Here is a 21,798-nt window from a genome sequence, read left to right as displayed (position 1 = left end):
AAAAACAGCCCGACACCTCGTTAAGTAAAGAGGAAGTCGGGCGGTTTAATGGGACATGCTCATTTGAACTCGCGTGACAGCAGCCCCGACCCGCGCAACTCAACGCGAAACTTGCGCAACTCAGTGCGAGACTCGCGCAGCTCAAGGTGAAACTCAAGCAACTCAGCCCCAACTCGCGCAGCACTTAATCATCCAAAGGTGATTTTCGGCCTCCGCCGAAAATCCATCATCTCAAGATATCCCATTCAAGAAACAGCTACTGGAGCGAGAATGGTCCACTTGAACAACAACCAACGATTATTTTCAGCACATTTTTTATAAGAATCAAATTTAAAGTATTTTGCGCACTGAGCGTCACTGAGCGTCACTGAGCGTCACTGAACGTCACTGAACGTCACTGACGCTACTGAATGCCCAAAATCAGATTTGTCAGGATTCAGTCGTTCTTGTATACTGGACTCAGTTCTGTCCATGTCTATTTAAAACTTAACAAAAAAATGATCAATGCTTAATATCGCAAAAATCGAGTGAACATGGAAAGGAACAACGTCACATTTTCAACACAGATATCCATGAAAGAGTGACTTATGCTGCGTTCATTCCTCATTTCGATAATTCATGAAAATGAACAATCGTTTTTTTTTTAACAACCGTTATGTTAACAATCAGTCTGTTAACAATTGCTGGAAAAAGACGACCGTCTATATGGTTCCGTACATATGGCATTGCAGGATCCACAACAGGCGTGTTCGTGCGATTGAACGGGTCGGAATGTATCCTGGAATAGCTGCTTTTAATTTGACACAAGATCGTGGGAAAATCCAAATTTTCACCCTATTTTTGTGATAAGTTCTCTGACTTGTGTTATGATTATAGATGGTTTTACGCATTCCCCAGCATTTGATGAAAGAATAGATCAGCAGGATAAGAAACGTCGTCATGACATTCTTTGGGTATAACGGATGCCGAGTCGCATCATGCTGGATCATATTCGTTTTACAACACAACCCGTTGATGTATGAGGTGAACGTATGAAAGCGATGTTTATTAATGGCGAATGGGTTAAAGCCAGTTCTGGAGATACACGGGATATTATCAATCCTTACAATCAAGATGTCATTGCAACGGTGGCGGAGGGTAACGAAAAGGAAGCTCAATTCGCAATCGCAGCCGCCCGCGAGGCTTTTGACCACGGTCAATGGGCTCATTGGCCAGCTCGCGAACGCGGCAAAAAGATTCATAGTGTTGCGGCGTTAATCGAACGTGATCGCGAAGAATTGGCCGAGCTCGAATCACTTGATACCGGTAAAACCGTTGAAGAAAGCCGCGTTGATATGGATGATATTGCCGGTGTTTTCCGTTACTTTGCTGAAATGGCGGACAAGGACGGCGGCGAGATAATCGATTCGCCAATTTCAAATTCGACAAGCCGAGTCGTTCATGAACCTGTTGGCGTTTGCGGCCAAATAACACCGTGGAACTATCCATTGCTGCAGGCTTCCTGGAAATTGGCTCCGGCACTGGCGGCAGGTAACACACTCGTTATGAAGCCAAGTGAGATTACACCGTTAACATCGGTCAAAGTGTTCGAGTTAATGGAGGAAGCCGGCATTCCGGCAGGTGTTGTCAATCTAGTGCTCGGATCCGGCGGTTCTGTTGGTGCCGAGCTCTCCGCTAATGATGATGTCGATCTCATTTCGTTCACGGGAGGCATTGAAACGGGCAAACGGATTATGCAAGCGGCGAGCTCCAATGTAAAAAATCTGGCATTGGAATTGGGAGGCAAAAATCCGACGATTGTTTTTGCCGATGCTGATTTTGACACAGCTGTTGACCAAGCGATGAATGCGGTATTTTTCCATGCCGGACAAATCTGTTCAGCAGGTACCCGCCTGATTGTAGAGGAACGTCTTCATGATCCCTTTGTCAGTGCTCTGGTTGATCGTGTGAAAGACATTACGCTTGGCAGTGGGTTTAATGAATCAACCCAAATGGGACCACTCATTTCCAAAGAACATTTAACGAAAGTCGTCAATTATGTTGAAAACGGCAAAAAAGAAGGTGCGACGGTTGCTGTCGGTGGAGAAAAACCTGACGATCCGGAACTGCAAAATGGCTTTTTCTATTTGCCGACTGTATTGACGAATTGCACGACGGATATGAGCGTCGTTCAGGATGAAGGCTTCGGTCCTGTTATTACGGTGGAAACGTTCTCGACCGAAGAGGAAGCCGTCCGCCTTGCGAATGATTCCATTTACGGTCTGGCTGGTGGTGTTTTCACCAATGATATAGCCAAAGCTGAACGCTGTGTCGCAAAAATGCGAATGGGTACTGTTTGGATCAACGACGTGAACCTATATTTCCCGCAAGCGCCATGGGGTGGCTATAAACAGTCCGGGATTGGCCGTGAACTTGGCAAAACGGGGCTGGAGGAATATCAGGAAACAAAGCATATTTTTCAAAACCTCAAACCTGAGCCAACGCATTGGTTTTAGGGATGAACAAGTAATCAATCATTAAATGAAAGGGTGATAACGATGCAACATACCGAAGACACGAATCCGACTTCAGACAATACTTATATCTATGCGTGCGCCAGTTCTGAACTTGAGGAAGGTGACCTCATTGAATGTGAAGCTGGCTCGGATAGAATCGTTGTCGGCCGAGGAGAAGACAACGTTTATGCCGTTGAGGCAATATGCACGCATGAGCATTTCGAGTTAGTAGAAGGCGCATTGGATGGAAATTGCTTAATATGTCCACTGCATTTTGCCTGTTTCGATATTCGTGACGGCTCTGTGCTGGAAGGGCCGGCTGAGAAACCATTGAAATCCTATGAAGCTATTGAAGCTGACGGCTCTGTATGGGTTAGCTATGAAGGGGGAGATTAAGATGTCAGATGTTGATATGAAGACAACAGTGATTGTTGGAGCCGGGATTGCGGGCGTTCATGCTGCTGAGAACCTGAGAAAAGAAGGGGATCAAGGTCGAATTATACTTATGGATAGCGATCAGCAGATGCCTTATGATCGTCCGCCTCTGTCAAAAAAATTAATGACCGGCGAGACTGATGACACTAGTATTCTATTACGGGACCCTTCCGTTTATGACGAATTGGACATCGATTTGAAACTCGGTGTTGAAGTAACGGACATCGATCCCGAGCGTAAGACAATCAATACGAAAGATGGTTCCTCCTACGAATGGGATAAACTGATACTCGCGACGGGGTCCAAATTACGGACCTTGTCCATCGAGGGGGATGACCTCCAAGGCATTTTTTACTTACGACGAATGACCGATGCTTTAGCCATGAAACAACATATGCAAGACGTAAAAGATGCCGTTATTATCGGAGCTGGTTTTATCGGAGCTGAACTGGCGTCGTCATTGAAACAGCTGGGAATCAACGTGACGATTGTGGAACGCTCTTCGTACCCAATGGAGCCGATTGTTGGCCGGGATGTTTCAGAACATTTCCTGGACTTGCATCGCAGTAACGGTATCGACGTGATTACAGGTGATTCGGTTGCTCAATTTAACGGAGATACGATGTTGGAAGAAGCGGTGACAGCCGAGGGACGCCGCATCCCATGCCAAGCGGCCATAATCGGTGTAGGTGTGACGGCGAATACAGCGGTATCACATCCGCAATTACAGACAGAAAACGGTTATGTCGTTAATGAATACGGTGAGACATCGCTCCCTGACATTTATGCGGCAGGGGACTGTACGTCATGGCCATACAACGGGACGCCCATTCATGTTGAACATTGGGATCATGCCGTCAACCATGGCAAGACGGTCGCCCAAAACGTCATAAATCCGCAATCGGTCCCTTATGCCTATACACCGTACTTTTGGTCGGAACAGTACGACAGCCGTTTCCAATACTTCGGTCATGCGAAAGAGTGGTCCCGGACGGTTTTACGCGGATCGTTCGAATCGAATGCGTTCACGTATTTTTATCTGGATGATCAAAATATCGTCAAAGCGGCGTTTCTTTCCAATCAAGCGAAAAACGCCTTGCCGGTGAGGCGGATGATTCAACAGCAATCATCCGTTGATCCGGAAGCTTTGGCAGACGAAAGCATCGCACTGAAAAAAGTACAGCGCGCGAAGGTATAAAAACAAATAACCATTTTTTTGGGTTGGCTATTCTCGTTTGGAATGGCCAACCCTTTTTGATAGGACGTAAACGGTAACCTATTCCGGTGAAAGTCGCGCAGCTCGGATCCAACGCGCGCAACTCAAGCCAAAAGTCGCGCAATCCCTGCCCGCCTCCACTCAAAAGACGACTATCGACGGCCGTTGAAGATCTACTATACGGAATAAGCATTATCCTCACGGTTTCGCCCGCTATCAAAAATGTGCTATGATAGACTATGAACCAATCATATAGAAAAGGATGCATTCACCATGATTAGACGGATTAAATGGCCCGGATGGGTTATAGTGCTATTGGTCATTGCTGGCGCTATTCTCGGCATTAACCAGGTTCTGGCTCAGTATTCCTCTGCTGAAACCAACGAACCGAAAGAAAAAATAACAGATTCCAGTGTTTATCCCGGTTTGAATATCCAAACCAAAACAAATAAAACAGATCTTTATACAACATCCATCAGTCAACCATATACAAAAGTCTCATCTATTAATAAACCTATTAATCAATGGATCAATAATCAAAAGGAAATGTTCACAAAAAATGTAAAGCAGAATAAGCAAACACTTAAAAAAAACGATTTCCAGGCGCATTTAAATATTCAAGTTGACACACATAACGTTGCCGAAAAATTATACACATTGGAGTTCTCAGCCTATCAAATAGCTGGTGGGGCCAACGGAACAAATACAAAAAAGGCGTTCACAATTGATTTGACCGCGAACAAAATGTTAAAGCTCGAAGACGTCCTGAATATGGACAAGAAAACCATCGAACACATCCAAACATTGGCGAAAGAAATGTTATATCGTGATAAAGATGTCAAGCCATATATCATGGATGATTTGCTCGAAGAAGCGCTGCAAGATCCGAAAGACTGGGAGTGGTCCATCAACCATAAAAACATGACCCTTTTTTTCGATCAATATGACATTGCTGCTGGGGCAGCGGGCGCCATCAGGGTAGACATTCCAATGGAAGACATAAAACCCTATTTAAACAAAACATTTGCGGAAAAACTTGATGTCACGGTCCCGGAAAAAGATCATACGCAGGATAAAGAGGAAACAGACCATCACGAGTCAGCCCTTGATCCGGATGGAAAGTATATTGCCTTAACATTTGATGATGGCCCGGACCCCAACGTAACACCACGAATACTAAAAACGTTGAACAAGCATGATGCCAAGGCAACCTTTTTTATGCTGGGGAGTCAAGTCGAATACTATCCGGAACTTGCCAATAAAGTCGAAGAGGCAGGACACGAAATCGGCAACCATACGATGCACCATCAAGATTTGACGACCGTTCAAAAATCTGCCATCAAACAGGAAGTCCAACAGTCAAGCGACATAATTCAACAATCTACCGGACAAGCACCATCCTTATTCCGTCCGCCATACGGAGCATCAGATAAAACGGTGGAGACGGTTGCCGAAAAGATGGGTACACCAATCGGCATGTGGTCTGTTGATTCGCGCGACTGGAAAAGCCGCAATGCTGATACGGTCTACAAGAAAGTAATGAACAACGCAGCATCAGAGTCTATTGTACTCATGCACGACATTCATCCGTCGACCGCCGATGCATTACCAAAAGTATTAACCTCGTTGGAAAAGAAAGGCTATCAAATGGTAACCATATCCCAGCTCATTCAATTGTGGGATGAACAAGGCATTGGCCCGTATTACGGAAAAATTGGTTAAGGGCGCTTGTGGTCCTTTCGACTTTATTAAGAACTCGAGCGGCGCACATGCCCCGTTTAAACACCGTGCAGCTGGTGTGATTCTACCCGGTACTGTTTTGTCATTGCCGTCAACCAACCAAAAACGAAAGCAGACGCTGCTGAATAACAAAAAAGCCCACTCGATTGGGGCTTTTTTTATTTGGAAACACCAAAAACCGCCTAACTCGAATGACAGACCGCGCCACGCGAACGAACACCCACCCGCGCCTCGGTTGACCGAAAAAAGAAGTGATCCGACCGAATAACGACACCATTTGACCGAATAACAGCCCCATCCGATGATTGTCGGCAGCGGGCGAAAATCGACCCAACCGACCCATTTCCGTATATTTTTTCAAAAAATGCATAAAAGTAATTGACACCGATTTCTGCCCCAAGCCGAGCGCGGTGAACAGGGTACGCAACTTGCTGAGAAAAGGACAAACGCATCCTATTGAAAATACATCCTAAATCCGATAATAATGAGCAGGACGGAGAGCATTTGCATAACCATTTTGCTGGAGAGCCGTTTTGATACGATAACGCCGATGTTGGCGCCAACAATGATACCGGTACCTCCGAAAACAACAGCCATCCAATCGATATTGCCATAATAGATTTGTGAAATGACCCCCACGGTTGAATAGAGACACAGGGACAAAAGCGATGTCGCAGTTGCCTGATGTGTGGGCACTTTAAATACGTACACAAGGATCGGTACCAACAGCCATCCGCCACCGATGCCCAAATAGCTGGACAATACTCCCATGAGAAGGCCGAGCGGAACGAACCATTTATCATAAATGGCTGGCTGTTTGTGGGTAGATGTGTCAGTAGATGCGTCCTTTCTTTTAGTCGATCCATTTTTGCTGAGCAGAAATAACCCCAGTCCGACCAGGATAGTTGCGAAAACAACGTAAAAGTATTGCGACGAGTAGACACGTAACAGCCAAACGCCCAGTAACGCACCCGGAAAGGCACTGATTCCAATGGTCAGGGCTATTTTATAGTCGATTTTTTTCTGTTTGGCGTATCCGATCACGCCGGTAAAGGAATTAATGAGTACGATAACCAACCCAGATCCCGCGGCAATGATCGGGTCCATTTGTAATAAAATAAGAAGTGCCGGAACAAAAATGAAACCGCCGCCCGCTCCGACAATCGTTCCGTATCCTCCTGCAACGATGCCAATGGCCAGCAGCAGTATTCCAGTCCATATATCCATTTCGATCGCCTCCCTGTCGTGTTCGTTCCTGCTCCATTCTCCCACGGTAGATTCAAAAAATAAAATCAGTATCTGTTATCCCCTATAACAAATAAGAATGAACGTCGGACATGTGATAGAATAACAGGCAGAGGCAAAAACAACGTGCGTTTTATGAAAGAGGTGGGACCGTTGAATATCGATCATTATTTGATGTTTTGCCGCGTGGTGGAGGAGGGCAGTATTACCCGGGCCGCCGAGCTTGGTTATGTCACCCAGCCTGCTGTAACGAGACAAATCCGCCAACTTGAGGACAGCTACGGCACCGCCCTGTTTGACAGGGAGGAAGGGACATTAAAATTAACAGAAGCCGGACGACTGCTTTACCCATATGCTAAAGAATTTTCCGCCATTTACCGTGAGGCGCACGAACGCATTCAACAACATCTCGGCGAACAGGAAACAGCATTGCATATCGGCGCCAGTTTAACGATTGGGGAGTATTTGTTGCCTGCGCTCATTCGCCGGTTTAAAAAGCTGCACCCCGACGTTCAATTTCATCTATCCATTGGCAATACACCGCTGATGCTTGAAAAATTGGATAAAAACGATATTGACATGGCGTTAGTGGAAGGCGTTGTTCCGGAGAATGTCTACAAAACACAAAAGTTTGATGATGATGAATTGATTCTTGTGACAGCGTCCGACCATCGATGGGGCGATCGGGAGACGATTCAAATAAACGACATCCCGAATGAAAAGATGATTTGGCGCGAAAAAGAATCAGGAACAAGGGAAATTGTGGAAAATGCAATGAGTGATCACCACATTTTGGATAAAATGGAAAATGCTATGGAACTTGGCAGTATGCAAGCGATCAAAAGTGCCGTAGAAGAGGGGCTTGGCACAAGCATTCTACCGAAACTCACCGTTCAGAATGAATTAACGTACAACACACTGCTTGAAATTCCGGTTGAGAACTTTCATTTGACAAGGGACCTCTGGATGGTTCGGAAAAACAGGCGGTATGAAAAGGGTATCGTCCTGGCCTTTGCCGGATTTTTGCTGACGTGACCTGAGCAACTCGAGACGGAACTTGCGCAGTTCAGGATGAAACTCGTGCGGCGCGGGCCCAACTCGCAAAAGAGGATTTTCGGCCGCCGCCGAAAATCCATCATTCATTCGGGCACCTGCACTCCGGCGAGCAACTGTCCGCGCCTCAATTAGCCGAAAAAGTACCCAATCCGACCGAAAATTGCCCAAATCTGACCGAAAACGTGCCCAACTCGACCGAATTCTGACCGAATCCAACTGAAAAAGCGCACAAACCGACCGAATCCTCCCTCGTGAAACCACTCCTTGCGCAGAAATCGCCCCCCCAAAAGCTAAACCAACGCAACCCCAAAACACGCCGCTCCCTGCTCTCAAAACCGCTGGCACGCCCTCTTCACTCATCCGATGATTTTCGGCGGCTGCCGAAAATCGACCCTTCGTCGACTCATTTCAGTATATTTTTTCAAAAAATGCGTAAAAGTAATTGACAGCATTTTCTGCCCAATATAGAATCAAAGTTGTAGAGAGGTCATACCTCTAGGAACCACACCATTGAAATGAGAGAAGGGGTGATGAATGTGAGCGATCATGTTGAGCGAATGCCGACCACCCGAGTTCCGGTTAATGGCATTTCGCCGTTGGTGATTGTTTGCGGCAATCCATTTCGTGCGGAAGCGATTGCCGGTAAATTGGATGATGCGGAAGAAATTGCTTACTCCAGGGAGTATCGCACATTTAATGGAACGTATAAAGGGACAAAGGTTACTGTATCGAGTCACGGTATTGGTACGCCGGGGGCTGCTGTCAGTTTTGAAGAATTGATCAGGGCCGGCGCGAATGTGATTATCCGCGTTGGGACGGCCGGATCCTATACAGAGGATTTGCAGCCGGGAAGCATCATTGTTGCTGACTCAGCTGTCCGCACGGATGGGCTGACCAAGCAAATGGTTCCTGACGGCGTCCCTGCAGTAGGCGATTTCCAGGTTGTCCAAGCTTTAAATAAAGCTGCTGACGATAAGGGCGTCACATTTGGCACCGGCATGGTGGTCACCCTTGATGCGTTTTATGCGGGGCCGGTTGAATTTCCTCATAAATTGTATAAGGATTCAGGGGCCCTCGGAGCGGAAATGGAAATATCAGCATTGTATACGATTGCCCGGTTACGGGGTGTCCAGGCCGGCGGAATAGTGGCATTGGACGGATTTGCTTATGACGATATGACGCATTATAACCCTCATAAAGATTTTGTTTCAAAAGCGATTGACGACGAAATTCATATTGCCCTTGAAGCTCTTGTGTCGATAGCGGAATAATATCTGTCAATATTTAACGGGGAGGAGCCCGATATGAGTTTTACGAATATTATTTGGGGACTGTTTGGTGTTTTGGTTATATGCGGCATTGCATATTTGTTCTCCAATAACCGAAAAAAAGTGCATTTCCGATTAATCCTGAGTGCGCTCGCTTTTGAAATTGTTTTTGCCTGGTTCGTGCTGTCGACCGGAATTGGGCAGACCATCCTGCAACAAATAACGGATGTTGTCAATGCTATTATCAATTATGGCGAAGAGGGCATTGACTTTGTTTTCGGCGGGTTGTACACCGAAGAGTCCGGCATTTCGTTCGTTGTAGCATTTAATGTGTTGCCAATGATTATCTTCTTTGCATCACTCGTGGCGATTGCGTATTACTTGAAGATTATGCCGCTCATTTTCAAATATGTCGGTGGCTTGTTTTCCAAGTTGTTTCGATCAAGCAAACGGGAATCTGTTGTAGCATCCGCTAATATTTTTCTTGGGCAGACGGAATCCCCGCTTGTTGTAAAACCGCACCTCCATAAGATGACCGTTTCGGAAGTATTTTCAGTCATGACGTGCGGCCTGGCGTCAGTTGCCGGAACGATGCTCGCATCCTACGCCCTGTTGGGTGTGGAATTGCAATATTTATTACCGGCGACCTTTATGGCGGCTCCGTCCGGATTGATCATAGCGAAATTATTTCATCCGGAAGTGGAGGAGGTTCATGAAAACAAGGAAATTGAAATCACCAATGATGATGACGCCTCCAACATTATTGATGCTGCCTCCAAAGGGGCCGGAAACGGATTGCAGATTGCTTTGATCGTTGGTGCGACGCTGGTTGCATTTGTTGCGCTGATTTATATGGTGAATGGATTCATCGGTTATCTCGGTGGGTTGGTTGGTGTTGATACAACCATCCAGGAGATATTGGGCTATATCATTTCGCCATTGGCTTTTGCGATCGGAATTCCGTGGGATCAGGCTGTTGCGGCCGCATCGTTAATCGGTGAAAAACTGGTGCTGACGGAATTTATCGCGTTCACCAATTTCATGGATAGCGCTAAGCAATTCAGTGACAAGTCGGCCATGATCATTACATTTGCGCTATGTGGTTTTGCCAACTTTTCTTCCATGGCAACGATGGCCAACACGTTGAGCACCATCAATCCGAAACGACAGGGCTTATTTATGAAATTATCCTTAAAAAGTTTATTTGCCGGGGCATTGGCGTCCATGCTCAGTGCAACGATAGCCGGAATGTTCTTCATGTCTTAATGAATCAGCCGATGAAAGGAGACATCACCTATGAATACAGACTATGAAACCAATACGCCGTTACTGGCTTACATTAATAACACGGTGAGATACGACGATCACCAGGTTATTCTATTAAACCGCCGTCTTTACCCGGATGAAACAACATACGTATCGTGTCACACGTATGAGGATGTGGCCGTTGCCATAGAAGATATGACGATACAGGGAGCGATTGTCATTGCGTATGCGGCAGGCTATGGATTCGGGCTGGCTTTTGAACAAAAACCCGATGCTAAGGGAGACGATCTGAAAACGTATGCGAAAACCGTCTATAACCGATTGTTGAGCACACGTCCGACCGGCCAGCGATTGAAGGTTATTTTGGATCAATGTATGAACGAAGTCGAAGCAGGAATTGACAACGGTAAGACGGGCGACGAACTGGCCAATGAGGTGATCACGTTCATGGATCAGGAGGTGGCACACGCCGATAACGTTGCCGCTGAATGTGGCAGGAATACAGCCCACATGCTGGAGGATGGCGATAAAGTATTGACGCATTGTTTTGCTGATTCCGCTTTGATTCATATGCTAATGGAAGCGAAACGTCAAAATAAGCACATCGAAATGTATTGCACCGAAACCCGCCCGTATTTACAAGGCGCACGGTTGACCGCCCATTCCATTCAGGAGACGGGGACGAAGGTAACATTGGTGACAGATAATATGCCAGGGTTTCTGATGGAACAAGGTATGGTTACGAAAATGGTAACCGCCGCTGACAAGATCACGTTGGATGGTCACGTATGCAATAAAATCGGGACCTACCAATATGCGGTGGTGGCCCAGCATCATAATATCCCGTTCTTTGTATTGGGCTATGAAGGACCGGATGAGAATTCTCCGGATACGAGTCAGATTGAAATTGAATACCGGAATCCGGATGAAGTATTTTTCGCCAGAGGAGTCCGGACAGCTGTGGAAGGCATTGAAGGGTTGTACCCATCGTTTGACATTGTCACTCCCAACTTTGTCGATGCCATCGTCACCAACAAAGATATATTTGCAGCCAGAAATATCCGTGCCCACTTGACCTAGTTTTCCAAGTGGAAACGGATGAGATGGCAACGATGAAGGCATTATGCACAGCTTTAGGGGGAGGTCGTTATATGCATATTGAAAAAAACCCTTCCTTGCCAGACGTCATTTATAAAAAAATACTTGATATGATTAAACGTGGTGATTTCGAGATCGGCGAAAAACTGGCAGGCGAAAAGGAATTGGCGAAAATGCTGAATGTCAGCCGGACGGCATTACGGGAAGCGTTGCAACAATTGGAAATGGACGGCTGTGTTGATCGCCGGCATGGTGTTGGAACATTCGTCATTTCCGCTATGCCCCAAATGACAGCCGGCCTGGAAAAACTCGAAAGTATTACAGATTTTATTCGAATGAACGAGTTGGAACCCGGCACCATTAAAATAACCATTAAAGAAGGTCAGGCGACGAAACAAATTGCGGATTCCCTGGGTCTGAATGAAGGCGACGACGTTATCCATTTCGAGCGGGTTCGAACGGCTGACCAACAGCCATTTGCGTTTGACATTGCCATTGGCTCGCCGGCGATGATCGGTAAAAACTTCACTAAAGACGATCAAGGAGAATCGATATTTAACCACTTGGAAAACGATAGACATATGGATTTGACGCATTCCTATTGCAATATTTGGGCTGAAAATGCAACCCCAATGCTCGCGGACACATTAAATATCGAAACGGGGAAAGCATTGCAGGTGTTGGAGCAAGTCTATTACACGAAAGGGAACAAGCCGGTCTATTATGGGAAAAGTTATATCCGTAATGATGTATTGAATTTCCATTTGATACGACGACGATAAGAAGGGTGCTTGGGCAACATGGAAACGTTGTTAATAAAAAATGTCACAATTGTACCGATGACAGGTGTGGAAACATGGTTCACCAATGGGTATATTTATGTCGAATCGGATCGGATCAAGGATGTGGGCCGTGGCTCGCCCCCCGATTCCCGTTATTCCGCCGATACGGTGATTGATGGGGACGGAATGGTCGCGATTCCCGGGCTGATAAATGGGCACACCCATACACCCATGAGCCTGTTGCGCGGATATGCTGATGATCTTCCACTGATGGAATGGTTGGAACAGATGTGGGCGGTTGAAGGCCAACTGTCGGAAGAAGACATGTATTGGGCCTCCATGCTGAGCATGATCGAAATGATTAAGTCGGGAACAACAACCTTTTCGGATATGTATTATGGGATGAACCGGATAGCAGCCGGTGTTGAACAGGTTGGTCTGCGCGCATTGCTCACACAAGGCATTATCGAAGGCAATGACGGTGGTGACGAGCAGTTGGATGCGTCCGTTTCTTTTGTGAAGAATTGGGATCAAGCGGCCAACCGTCGTATCCACGCATTATTATCGCCGCATGCGCCATACACGTGCTCGCCCGCACTGATTGAAAAAATAGTTGATCGTGCACACGAATTGGACTGTTCCATTCATACGCATTTAGCGGAAACACGGGATGAAATACGCATGGTCCGCGACTCGCATGGGACAACCCCGATTGCCTTAATGGAAAACATCGGACTGTTCACACGGCATGTTATCGCAGCCCACGGTGTTTATCTGACGGATGAGGACCGTCATATTTTAAGCAGCCGGAACGTTGGAGTGATCCATAATCCAAAAAGCAATATGAAGCTTGCCAGCGGTATTGCTCCCGTTGCCACCATGCTAAACGACGGTATAACGGTTGGGTTGGGAACAGACGGTGCTGCAAGCAACAATAGCCTTGATATGTTTGAGGAAATGCGCTTTGCCAATTTGCTTCAAAAAGGGAATCTCGAGAATCCCACAGCGTTATCAGCCTATGACACATTGGCTATGGGAACGGCCGGTGGTGCCCGAGCATTAGGGATTGACGATCAGGCCGGTACCATTGAACCCGGAAAAAAAGCCGATATAACGCTTGTTGACTTTACACAGGCTCATGTGTTGCCAGTCAATGATGTGATATCCCATTTAATTTATTCCGCTAAAGCGGAAGACGTCGCTTACACCATTGTGGACGGTCGCCTATTAATGGCGAACCGGGAGCTGACAACGATTGATGAGGACGAGGTATTTTGGCATATTGCGGCTATAAAAGATAAATTATTATAACTTTATAGAACCAGGAGAGAGAACGGTGGGGAAGGCATGCCTTTTCAAACAGACACACGCAAGGTGACAACCAACAATTGGAAGACAGATGTGACCGCCGGAATCATTGGGTATTTGACGACCGTCTATATTGTTGTCGTCAATGGATCCATTTTGAGCGAAGCCGGTATCACACTCGGAGAAGGCATGATGGTAACGATCATGGCTTGCTTTGCGGCTACATTGATCATGGGGGGCTATGCCAATCTTCCCTTGATTCTCATTCCCGGAATGGGGATTAATGCGTTATTCGCCTACTCAATAATCAGCCAAACGGGTCTTGATTTTCGCGAAGGGCTTGCGGTTGTGTTCATCGCCGCCTTGCTGTTCCTTGTGATCGCTTTTTCCCCGCTCGGTCATGTGTTAAAAGACGCCATTTCGGACTCGTTAAAACACGCCATTACAGCAGGCCTTGGATGCTTTCTTATATTAATCGGGCTAGAAAAAAGTGGTCTCGTAATCAACGGGGAAAATACGCTGATTGCCCTCGGTGATTTTACGTCGCCGCGGGTGATCGTCAGCGTCATCACGTTATTCGTTGCGATATATTTATTTATTAAAAATGTACCGGGGCATTTTTTGATCACGATGGTGGCCGGGACGATTCTTGCTTATATGGCCGGTGTGTTGGATACAGGGTCGAGCCAACCATCCGCCCAGGTTGATCATTTTCTATTTATTCCATCGTTTTCGGCCATGAATGATGTGTCGTTCTGGATGGCGATTTTTCCACTGACGATGATCCTTGTTTTTGAAAATATGGGCTTGCTGCATGGACAGTTGTACATGCTGGAACGAGAGGAAAGCTTCCATAAAGCGTATCAGGTGACGGCGTTATCCTCGCTCATGTGTGCCTTTCTGGGCACGTCACCAACCGTATCCGCAGCGGAAAATGCGGCCGTCATTGCGTCAAAAGGAAAAACGAAAATAGCGGCCTTCACAGCAAGTGCGTTGTTTTTGGCCACCATGGTCTTACTTCCATGGATATCCATGATCCCGAATACAGCAATAAGTGCTATATTGATCATTGTCGGGGTGATCATGGCGCAAACTATAAAAGAGATCCCTCTTGATGATATGTCGGAAGCATTACCGGCTGTTTTCATTATCGTCATGATTCCGTTCACCTATAGTATAGCGGATGGGATGGCGTTTGGATTTATAGCATATGCCATTGGAAAAGCAGCCATGGGGCGATATAGAGATCTTTCACTGCCTTTTCTTATCATCGCGATGCTGTTTCTGATTATTTTAGGTTTAAAGGCGATTGGTTTTTAAACAAGCACAAGGAGTTGAACCCATCATGGATATAAAAAAAGACGTACTGGACCATGCGAAAAAGTGTTACGACAATGGTCTGACGATTGGTACTTCAGGAAACGTCAGCCTGAAGGACGGTCACGTTATGTATATTACACCGTCCGCTCTTCCTTATAATGAGATGATCGAAAGCGACATATTAAAAGTGGATATCGAAACAGGCGACGTATTGGAAGGGGAACGTAAAGCGTCTTCGGAAACGTCGATGCACCGTTATATTTATATGAAAGACACCGATATAAAGGCAATTGTTCATACCCACTCCACGTACGCAACGGTTTTTGCGTGCGCCCAGATCCCTATTCCTCCTGTGCACTACACGATAGCGGATATAGGCAGAGAGGTCCCGGTTGCCCCCTACGCCTTATTCGGTTCGGAAAAGCTTGCTGAAAATGCCGTCAACACCCTCGGCGACAATAACGGGGTGCTGCTCGCCAATCATGGCGTCGTTTCTGTCGGGTCATCGCTAAAGGATGCTTATCGACGTGCGGAAACGATTGAGGAAGTCGCTCATCTTTCGTTTGGTAGTTACGTACTAAACAGTGTCCAACCCTTGTCCAATGAAGAGTTGGATGACGTAGAGAAAGGATTTGAATCCTACGTAAGCGGATAAGCTGTTGGGCTCGGTCGAGAAACGGGAGGTGATCGCCGAAAAAAGGTACGATTTGACCGAAACACGGCGCCTTTTGACCGAATAAGCGTCCCATTCGACTGAATAACGTAGCGCCGGTCGAAACAGATCGCGCCCCGATCGAGCTCACACATCCGATCGACAAATGCATTCCCAAACGACATTCGCCATGGAAGATCTTTAAAGCCTTCCATGGCGAATGTTTTTTAGAGGGGGTTGATTCTGTTGTTTAAAACTTATTTGAGATTTTTAAACCATTTGTTGACCACGTCTTTATTTTTGTCTGTCCATTCCTGAGCAGCTTTTGCTGGATCCATGCCTTCATTAATCTTAACCATGACACTTGCGAGCTGGTCCTTGGTCATAGAGAATTGATCGAGAATTTCGTACGCTCTTGGTGCATCTTCTTCCAATCCTTGACGTGCGATTGTATTAATATCATCCGAATCGCCGTATGAATTTTGCGGATCATCCAGGTACTTCAAGTCCCATTTTGAAAAGGACCAATGAGGGGACCAGAGCGTTACAACGATTGGTTCTTCATTCTCGACGGCTTCACCGAGTGATGTGGCCATGGCTGCTGAGGAACTGGGCTGTAACGTCCACTTGTCTAAGCCGTAATCTTTCATAACCTGCTGCTTAGTCACTTCCATTTGGCCGGAGCCTGGCTCAATACCAGTAATGGTGAATTCTGTTTCATCGCCCACCGAATTGGTGTTTTTAGCCAGATCCTTGATGGAGTTCACGTCTTCCATATACTTTGGAACGACCAGTCCGAGCGGGGTTCCTTCCACATTGGGACCAAGCATTTCAATGTCTTCTTTATATTTCTTCCAATATTCCTTGTCTGTATTTGGCAGCCATATGCAGACGGAGGAATCAGCGGATTTATCAGCAATGCCTGTATACATAGCGCCGGAGTTGACTTGTTTTAAATTGACATCATAGCCTTTCTCCTCAAGCGCCACTTTAATCACATTCGAACTCGCAATAGCAGATGGCCAGGAGACGTAGGGAATCGTGATGGTTTCCTGACCGAGCTTGAGTTTATCACCGTTGTCGCCACTGTTATTATTCTCCTTATCGCCTGATCCATTTCCTGCTGACTCATCGCTGCCACCACATGCTGACAATACCATAGTAAGCATGAATAAAATTGATAATACCAGATATTTAGTGTTCTTCATCATTATGGTTATCCTCCTTTAGATTGTTCATTTAATAAAGCGGTTGTGTGTGCTGGTTGAGACGGGCAAAAACGTCCCGCATTGTTTCCGGTGTAAATGGCAACTGATCCGGATACGACGCTTGCCACGATGTATAGGCTTGTCCGGAAAGGTATTTAATCATTTCGGATGCATCAAAAATGGCAAGGTTATAAATCCAATTGGCCATGGTTAAAATGGAGCTCATGTGCGCGCCCTCATTCGATGCGCCGCAAATGTCTTTAACAAGGTTGACTTGATAATCCCGAAAATAGGCATCAAAAACGGATGTCATCACACAGCCATCGGTAACGACGCCGCCCAGAATAATGTGTTCGATGCCCATGCTCCGTAGCATTAAATCCAGATCTGTCTGATAAAAACCGCTCCAGCGATATTTGTCAATCACGATATCCTGGCTTTCAGGCTGAATAGCGTCGATGATGTCGATCGCGTCTGTGTTACTATGATAAAATACCGGTTCACCATTGTGATTCAACGGTTCTTCTTTCGATAATCCAACGTTATCATGGCGGTTAATTTGCCGCGTGTAAATAACAGGAATATCGTGTTTGCGGCATTCAGCAATTACGTTACTGGTGGCGTCGACGATGGTATCAACGCCTTGAATGCCAAATTGGCTTTCTTTCTGCATGTCAATTATAATGAGAGCTGTTTTTGTTAAGTCCAGTGCCATCACCTTCTTGATTGTGTTTTGGAATATAATTAAATATATCGCCGGATTCCATCGTATTAGCCAACCTCAGCGTCCAATCAAAATAAATGTTGGTCTGCTCAATGTCAGCCAAATCTTTTTGAGCCATCTTCCTTGCTTCATCCGATTCGGAATTGTTTATTATGTCCTGCAACGTGCCGACCACTTGTTCATTGGCTCGTGAAATAATATGTCTCTCTTGCCTTAACATTTTCACAAAAAAGGCGAAAAAATTCCTGAAAAAATCTTTTTCCGCAATAAAATAATCCTTACGATCGCCTTTTTTCCAAACTTTGATGACCATTTCCGTATCAAGCAACTCACGCAACCCTGTACTGACGCTTCCTTTGCTCATCGCTACTTCATCCTTGATTTCATCGAGGTTAAGTGGTTTATCCGTGAAATAGAGCGTCCCGTAAATACGTCCCACGGATGGGGTAACCCCATATATGACCATGGTTTGGGCGATAGCACTGCCTAAAATGTCCCGCGATGATTCAATACGCTCAAAATCATCACAGTTTTTGTCCATTCATCATGCCCCCTTTTTAAGACTGATGATGTTCAATGTGTATTAAATATATTGAACAATTTAGTTATTATTATATAAAACGAACAAAAATTTGTCAAACTATTATTTAAAAAAATGGGGGAGGACGGGGTAACTTGAGTGAGCGGCGGTTGAACCCGGGCGACAAAGCGGGGCGAACCCGCACTCGACCAATGTGCTCTTTGACTCGATCGACACGGTCGCCATTTGGGAACGTGTCTGCTCGCGGCCTGTTTGACCGAAAAAAAGAGCAATCCGACCGAAAAACGAACGAATCCAACCGAAATGCAGCCCAATCCGACCGAATAACGACCCAATCCGACCGAAAAAGGGCGCCATCCAACTGAATCCGCTCCCCGCTCCCCGTCCGCACTCGAACGACGTGCACCTCGACCCGAGTGACAGCTGATCTCTATATCCAAACGACGATTTTCGGCGGCGGCCGAAAATCAACGTTATCAAACCATAAAAAACAGCAGTTCCATATGAGGAAATGCTGTTTCAGGTCGTTTTATATATGATATTATCTGCTTATGCGATCCGGTCAATTTCTTCTTTCATTCGTTTATTCGCATGGTCCGTGCCGTATTTGGCCATGGAAACTTTGTACAGTACGATGCCGAGTATGGTCCATAGTCCAATGATGGCCCATTCGTATGGCCAGACAAGTGCTGATGGCATGCCCGGCATATAAAGAACACCCACCCCGATGGACATAATAACGGCGATCCAGCCAATGGAAGTGCCGCCGGAAAGTCGGAATGGACGTTTCATCCCGGGGTCTTTTTTACGAAGAATAATAAATGAGATCGCAACCATCATCCATGCCACAACCAAACCAAGTCCACCCGCATTAACGAACCACTCAAGAGCCGGGCGTCCCAATAGTGGCGCTGCCGTTGATAAAATAGCAATCGATAAAATCGCTTTGTGAGGTGTCTTATACGTTGGATGTAATTCGCCCAATGATTTGGGAAGCATACCGGCTCGCGCAAGTGCATAAATCGCCCTGCTGCCGCCAACATAAAAGCCGAGCCAGCTCGTCAGAATACCACCAATGCCGCCCAGAACGAGAAAGTTCCCCATTAGTCGACTGTCGCTGAAGGCTTTTGCCATGGCATCAGCCGTTACCAGATTGGATTCGTTCAGTTCGGCTGGGCTGAGCATCCGGGAGACACCAAATATAACAGCCACATACCACACGACAGCAAGCAGCACGGAGAAAACCAGCAGTTGCCCAATCCGTTTTTGAGGTATATTAATTTCTTCGGCTGCCTGCGGAATGACGTCAAACCCGACAAACATAAATGGCGTCATAATAACGACGGTCATAATACCGGCAGAGCCCGCAGCAAAAAATGGTTGCATCGTGTCAACGCTGCCGCTTGCCGTGCCGCCGGTGATAAGCAAAACCCCCGCCATAAGAATCAACCCGGTCAAAATAGCTGTTATCGATGATGTCAACTTAATTCCTCGGTAATTGACCCATGCCACTATAATGGAGCCGATGATGCCAATCCCGGCCCATGTCACCGTCACATCCCATCCGGCCAGCGTGTACAAATGTCCTTGACTGTAATTAGGGATCAGGTATTCAAACACGGTCGGTAGTGCAACAGCTTCAAATGCTATAACGGATACATAACCGAGGACGACCGCCCAAGTCGCAATGAATGAAGCGGTTCGTCCCATTGCTTTAAATGAATAAACGAGTTCACCACCGGCGAGAGGCAATGCGGCCGACAATTCTGCATATGTCAGACCGATCAGGACGACGAGCAAGCCCCCGAGCAAAAATGCCAGTATAGCACCGAGGGATCCTGCTTCTGTCACCCATAATCCAGCTGTGACAACCCATCCCCAACCAATCATGGCACCAAAAGCGAGAGCGATAACTTCTTTATTCCCTAAAACTTTCAACAATTTTTGGTCATTCAATTTTATTCCTCCTCATGGTTGGTCCGTCTGTATTTCGTTTCATGCTAAATGCTATGACATGGTACTCTCTCCTTTCTCAAGTAATCGCTTTCAAATCATTGTAATACCACTGCTTATTTAGGAATATCTTTTAAACTAGTATAAGAGATGATTCGTATAATGAAAAGTACAGAATTATAAAAATTATGGTACTAGATGAGAAGGGGGCGTATGTATCAACGTTAGAGGGGGTGGCGCATAAGGTTGCAGCAGGGCGGAGCAACTTGAGTGAACGTCTGCTCGCAACCTGTTTGACCGATAAAAGAAGCAATCTGACCGAAAAAAGATCGAATCCAACCGAAATGCAACCCAATCCAACCGAATATCGACACAAACCGACCGAAAAAGGGCACAATCCAATCGAAACCGTTCCGGATCCGCACTTGAGCAACGTGCCTCTCGACTCGAGCCACAGCTGATCTCCATATCCAATAGACGATTTTCGGCGGCGGCCGAAAATCAACGGTATGCGACCTGTTGTTCCATAACAACTCGGTTCACATAGCATGTTTTATGCCTGTTTTGACGAGCCACCAATTGACGGGGTAACTGGTGCAGAAGCCTACCATCATCGCGAGTTGCATCATAAACCAAAACAGTGCTGTGTCCGGATCTGGCACATTGGTGACGAAGAACACATAATGGACAAGAGCCATCCAACCAAACATGCCAACTTCAAACGCAATAAGCGACCACGTGTCTGCCTTGATGGCATTTTTCAACGCTTTTCCCGGATTTTCATGTTTTTTGAATCCCATTCCGTAATATTGAAAAGCAATGCCAAACAGATAAGCCAGGACAAATTCGACAGCATAATCCGCAAACAACGTGATGCCTGCTATGGTAAAGCCTGTGACGTATACAAGGGGAGCGCCGATCATATCACCGAGTGAGCAGCCGCTGCTGCAGTGCGTGGTCGACACAAACACACTTTGCCAAAACGGCTTTTCCTTATGATCGTGGTGATCCCCGTTCTTTTTATCACCTTTTTTTTCGTCCGTGCTCACAGCCTTGGCTCTCCCCAGGCCATAGTAGGCCCATATTCCGGCGATAGGGAAATACAGGCCGGTCAATGGCCAAACGACGGTCATGACCGGCATCATTCTTTGCGGATGTCTGATCACATCAATAGCAATGATGATGGCCTGTAAAAACCCAATGCCAATCGCGATCCATGAAACGACTTCCAACCATGTCACTCAATTACCCTCCTGATTCAAACGATTGCTTTCATCGCATTTTGCCTGCGGGGAGTTCAACGACCTATTTGTAACGCCCGCTAGTTTGACATATAACCAACGACCATATGTATTAAACGTTATTTATTTCCTTTCACCGTTTATTTATACATGTGAGATGGCCATTGCTTTTGGAGCTTGTCATTCTTTCGTTCCCCGGGGTGTTTGATATAATGAATGCAGGAGGGTCCGCATCATGTAACCCGTTTGT

Annotated in this window: 21 protein-coding genes; 15 read left to right on the top strand and 6 right to left on the bottom strand. The window is 46.3% G+C overall.

Annotation, left to right across the window (positions count from 1 at the left end; translation table 11 throughout):
• The first annotated feature begins 1,031 nt into the window (after positions 1 to 1,031).
• The 5 genes from betB to ABDZ72_RS04220 all read left to right on the top strand — a co-directional run bounded on the left by betB (position 1,032) and on the right by ABDZ72_RS04220 (position 6,154).
• Positions 1,032 to 2,495 carry a betaine-aldehyde dehydrogenase gene (betB, locus tag ABDZ72_RS04240; RefSeq protein ID WP_343751366.1) on the top strand — a complete coding sequence of 488 codons (1,464 nt, stop codon included), beginning with the start codon at positions 1,032 to 1,034 and terminating at the stop codon, positions 2,493 to 2,495.
• A 42-nt stretch (positions 2,496 to 2,537) separates the two neighbouring features.
• Entirely contained in the window at positions 2,538 to 2,891 is a 354-nt protein-coding gene (locus ABDZ72_RS04235) for a Rieske (2Fe-2S) protein (RefSeq protein WP_343751365.1), read from the top strand.
• A 1-nt stretch (position 2,892) separates the two neighbouring features.
• Positions 2,893 to 4,128, top strand: a complete 1,236-nt coding sequence (locus tag ABDZ72_RS04230) for an NAD(P)/FAD-dependent oxidoreductase (protein WP_343751364.1) — start codon at positions 2,893 to 2,895, stop codon at positions 4,126 to 4,128.
• A gap of 291 nt (positions 4,129 to 4,419) precedes the next feature.
• Positions 4,420 to 5,868, top strand: coding sequence for a polysaccharide deacetylase family protein (locus ABDZ72_RS04225; protein WP_343751363.1), 1,449 nt, complete (start codon positions 4,420 to 4,422; stop codon positions 5,866 to 5,868).
• Positions 5,840 to 6,154, top strand: a complete 315-nt coding sequence (locus tag ABDZ72_RS04220; protein ID WP_343751362.1) for a hypothetical protein — start codon at positions 5,840 to 5,842, stop codon at positions 6,152 to 6,154. The genes ABDZ72_RS04225 and ABDZ72_RS04220 overlap by 29 nt, the downstream gene beginning before the upstream one ends.
• A gap of 185 nt (positions 6,155 to 6,339) precedes the next feature.
• On the opposite strand, the gene ABDZ72_RS04215 is transcribed toward ABDZ72_RS04220, so the two are convergent.
• Positions 6,340 to 7,113 carry a sulfite exporter TauE/SafE family protein gene (locus tag ABDZ72_RS04215; protein WP_343751360.1) on the bottom strand — a complete coding sequence of 258 codons (774 nt, stop codon included), beginning with the start codon at positions 7,111 to 7,113 and terminating at the stop codon, positions 6,340 to 6,342.
• Positions 7,114 to 7,284: 171 nt separating this feature from the next.
• Here ABDZ72_RS04215 and ABDZ72_RS04210 point away from each other — a divergent pair, with 171 nt between their 5' ends.
• From ABDZ72_RS04210 to ABDZ72_RS04175, 8 genes are all read left to right on the top strand, one after another.
• Positions 7,285 to 8,166, top strand: coding sequence for a LysR family transcriptional regulator (locus ABDZ72_RS04210; RefSeq protein ID WP_343751359.1), 882 nt, complete (start codon positions 7,285 to 7,287; stop codon positions 8,164 to 8,166).
• A gap of 557 nt (positions 8,167 to 8,723) precedes the next feature.
• Positions 8,724 to 9,458, top strand: a complete 735-nt coding sequence (locus ABDZ72_RS04205) for a nucleoside phosphorylase (protein ID WP_425542344.1) — start codon at positions 8,724 to 8,726, stop codon at positions 9,456 to 9,458.
• Between the two features lie 33 nt (positions 9,459 to 9,491).
• Positions 9,492 to 10,721 carry a NupC/NupG family nucleoside CNT transporter gene (locus ABDZ72_RS04200; protein WP_343751358.1) on the top strand — a complete coding sequence of 410 codons (1,230 nt, stop codon included), beginning with the start codon at positions 9,492 to 9,494 and terminating at the stop codon, positions 10,719 to 10,721.
• Positions 10,722 to 10,751: 30 nt separating this feature from the next.
• Positions 10,752 to 11,801 carry a s-methyl-5-thioribose-1-phosphate isomerase gene (locus ABDZ72_RS04195; RefSeq protein ID WP_343751357.1) on the top strand — a complete coding sequence of 350 codons (1,050 nt, stop codon included), beginning with the start codon at positions 10,752 to 10,754 and terminating at the stop codon, positions 11,799 to 11,801.
• 71 nt (positions 11,802 to 11,872) lie between these two features.
• Complete coding sequence (locus tag ABDZ72_RS04190) at positions 11,873 to 12,601, top strand: GntR family transcriptional regulator (protein ID WP_343751356.1); 729 nt, start codon at positions 11,873 to 11,875, stop codon at positions 12,599 to 12,601.
• Between the two features lie 18 nt (positions 12,602 to 12,619).
• Positions 12,620 to 13,912, top strand: coding sequence for an amidohydrolase (locus tag ABDZ72_RS04185; RefSeq protein WP_343751354.1), 1,293 nt, complete (start codon positions 12,620 to 12,622; stop codon positions 13,910 to 13,912).
• 36 nt (positions 13,913 to 13,948) lie between these two features.
• The gene (locus ABDZ72_RS04180) at positions 13,949 to 15,229 is read left to right on the top strand and encodes an NCS2 family permease (RefSeq protein WP_343751353.1); all 1,281 of its coding nucleotides are present in this window, start codon (positions 13,949 to 13,951) and stop codon (positions 15,227 to 15,229) included.
• A gap of 25 nt (positions 15,230 to 15,254) precedes the next feature.
• Positions 15,255 to 15,884 carry a class II aldolase/adducin family protein gene (locus ABDZ72_RS04175; protein ID WP_343751352.1) on the top strand — a complete coding sequence of 210 codons (630 nt, stop codon included), beginning with the start codon at positions 15,255 to 15,257 and terminating at the stop codon, positions 15,882 to 15,884.
• Positions 15,885 to 16,138: 254 nt separating this feature from the next.
• Here ABDZ72_RS04175 and ABDZ72_RS04170 read toward each other — a convergent pair whose 3' ends face one another.
• From ABDZ72_RS04170 to ABDZ72_RS04160, 3 genes are read right to left on the bottom strand one after another with little or no spacing between them, the layout of a single operon-like run.
• Positions 16,139 to 17,092 carry a glycine betaine ABC transporter substrate-binding protein gene (locus ABDZ72_RS04170; protein ID WP_343751350.1) on the bottom strand — a complete coding sequence of 318 codons (954 nt, stop codon included), beginning with the start codon at positions 17,090 to 17,092 and terminating at the stop codon, positions 16,139 to 16,141.
• A gap of 28 nt (positions 17,093 to 17,120) precedes the next feature.
• Entirely contained in the window at positions 17,121 to 17,804 is a 684-nt protein-coding gene (locus ABDZ72_RS04165; protein ID WP_343751349.1) for a cysteine hydrolase family protein, read from the bottom strand.
• Entirely contained in the window at positions 17,764 to 18,354 is a 591-nt protein-coding gene (locus tag ABDZ72_RS04160) for a GbsR/MarR family transcriptional regulator (RefSeq protein ID WP_343751347.1), read from the bottom strand. Before ABDZ72_RS04160 ends, ABDZ72_RS04165 begins: the two co-directional genes overlap by 41 nt.
• A gap of 134 nt (positions 18,355 to 18,488) precedes the next feature.
• Between ABDZ72_RS04160 and ABDZ72_RS04155 the strand changes: the two genes are divergently transcribed.
• Entirely contained in the window at positions 18,489 to 18,719 is a 231-nt protein-coding gene (locus tag ABDZ72_RS04155; protein ID WP_343751345.1) for a hypothetical protein, read from the top strand.
• Between the two features lie 184 nt (positions 18,720 to 18,903).
• On the opposite strand, the gene ABDZ72_RS04150 is transcribed toward ABDZ72_RS04155, so the two are convergent.
• Entirely contained in the window at positions 18,904 to 20,310 is a 1,407-nt protein-coding gene (locus ABDZ72_RS04150) for an APC family permease (RefSeq protein WP_343751344.1), read from the bottom strand.
• Positions 20,311 to 20,573: 263 nt separating this feature from the next.
• On the opposite strand from ABDZ72_RS04150, the gene ABDZ72_RS04145 reads away from it, so the two are divergent.
• Complete coding sequence (locus ABDZ72_RS04145; protein ID WP_343751343.1) at positions 20,574 to 20,768, top strand: hypothetical protein; 195 nt, start codon at positions 20,574 to 20,576, stop codon at positions 20,766 to 20,768.
• Between the two features lie 78 nt (positions 20,769 to 20,846).
• Here ABDZ72_RS04145 and ABDZ72_RS04140 read toward each other — a convergent pair whose 3' ends face one another.
• Entirely contained in the window at positions 20,847 to 21,548 is a 702-nt protein-coding gene (locus ABDZ72_RS04140) for a DUF4396 domain-containing protein (RefSeq protein ID WP_343751342.1), read from the bottom strand.
• Positions 21,549 to 21,798: the final 250 nt, after the last annotated feature.

Origin of the sequence: Lentibacillus halophilus (genome assembly GCF_039522485.1) — a bacterium.
GTDB lineage: Bacteria > Bacillota > Bacilli > Bacillales > Amphibacillaceae > Lentibacillus > Lentibacillus halophilus.
The sequence above is the reverse complement of the archived record's forward strand: the minus strand, read 5'-3'. Positions and strand labels throughout refer to the sequence as shown.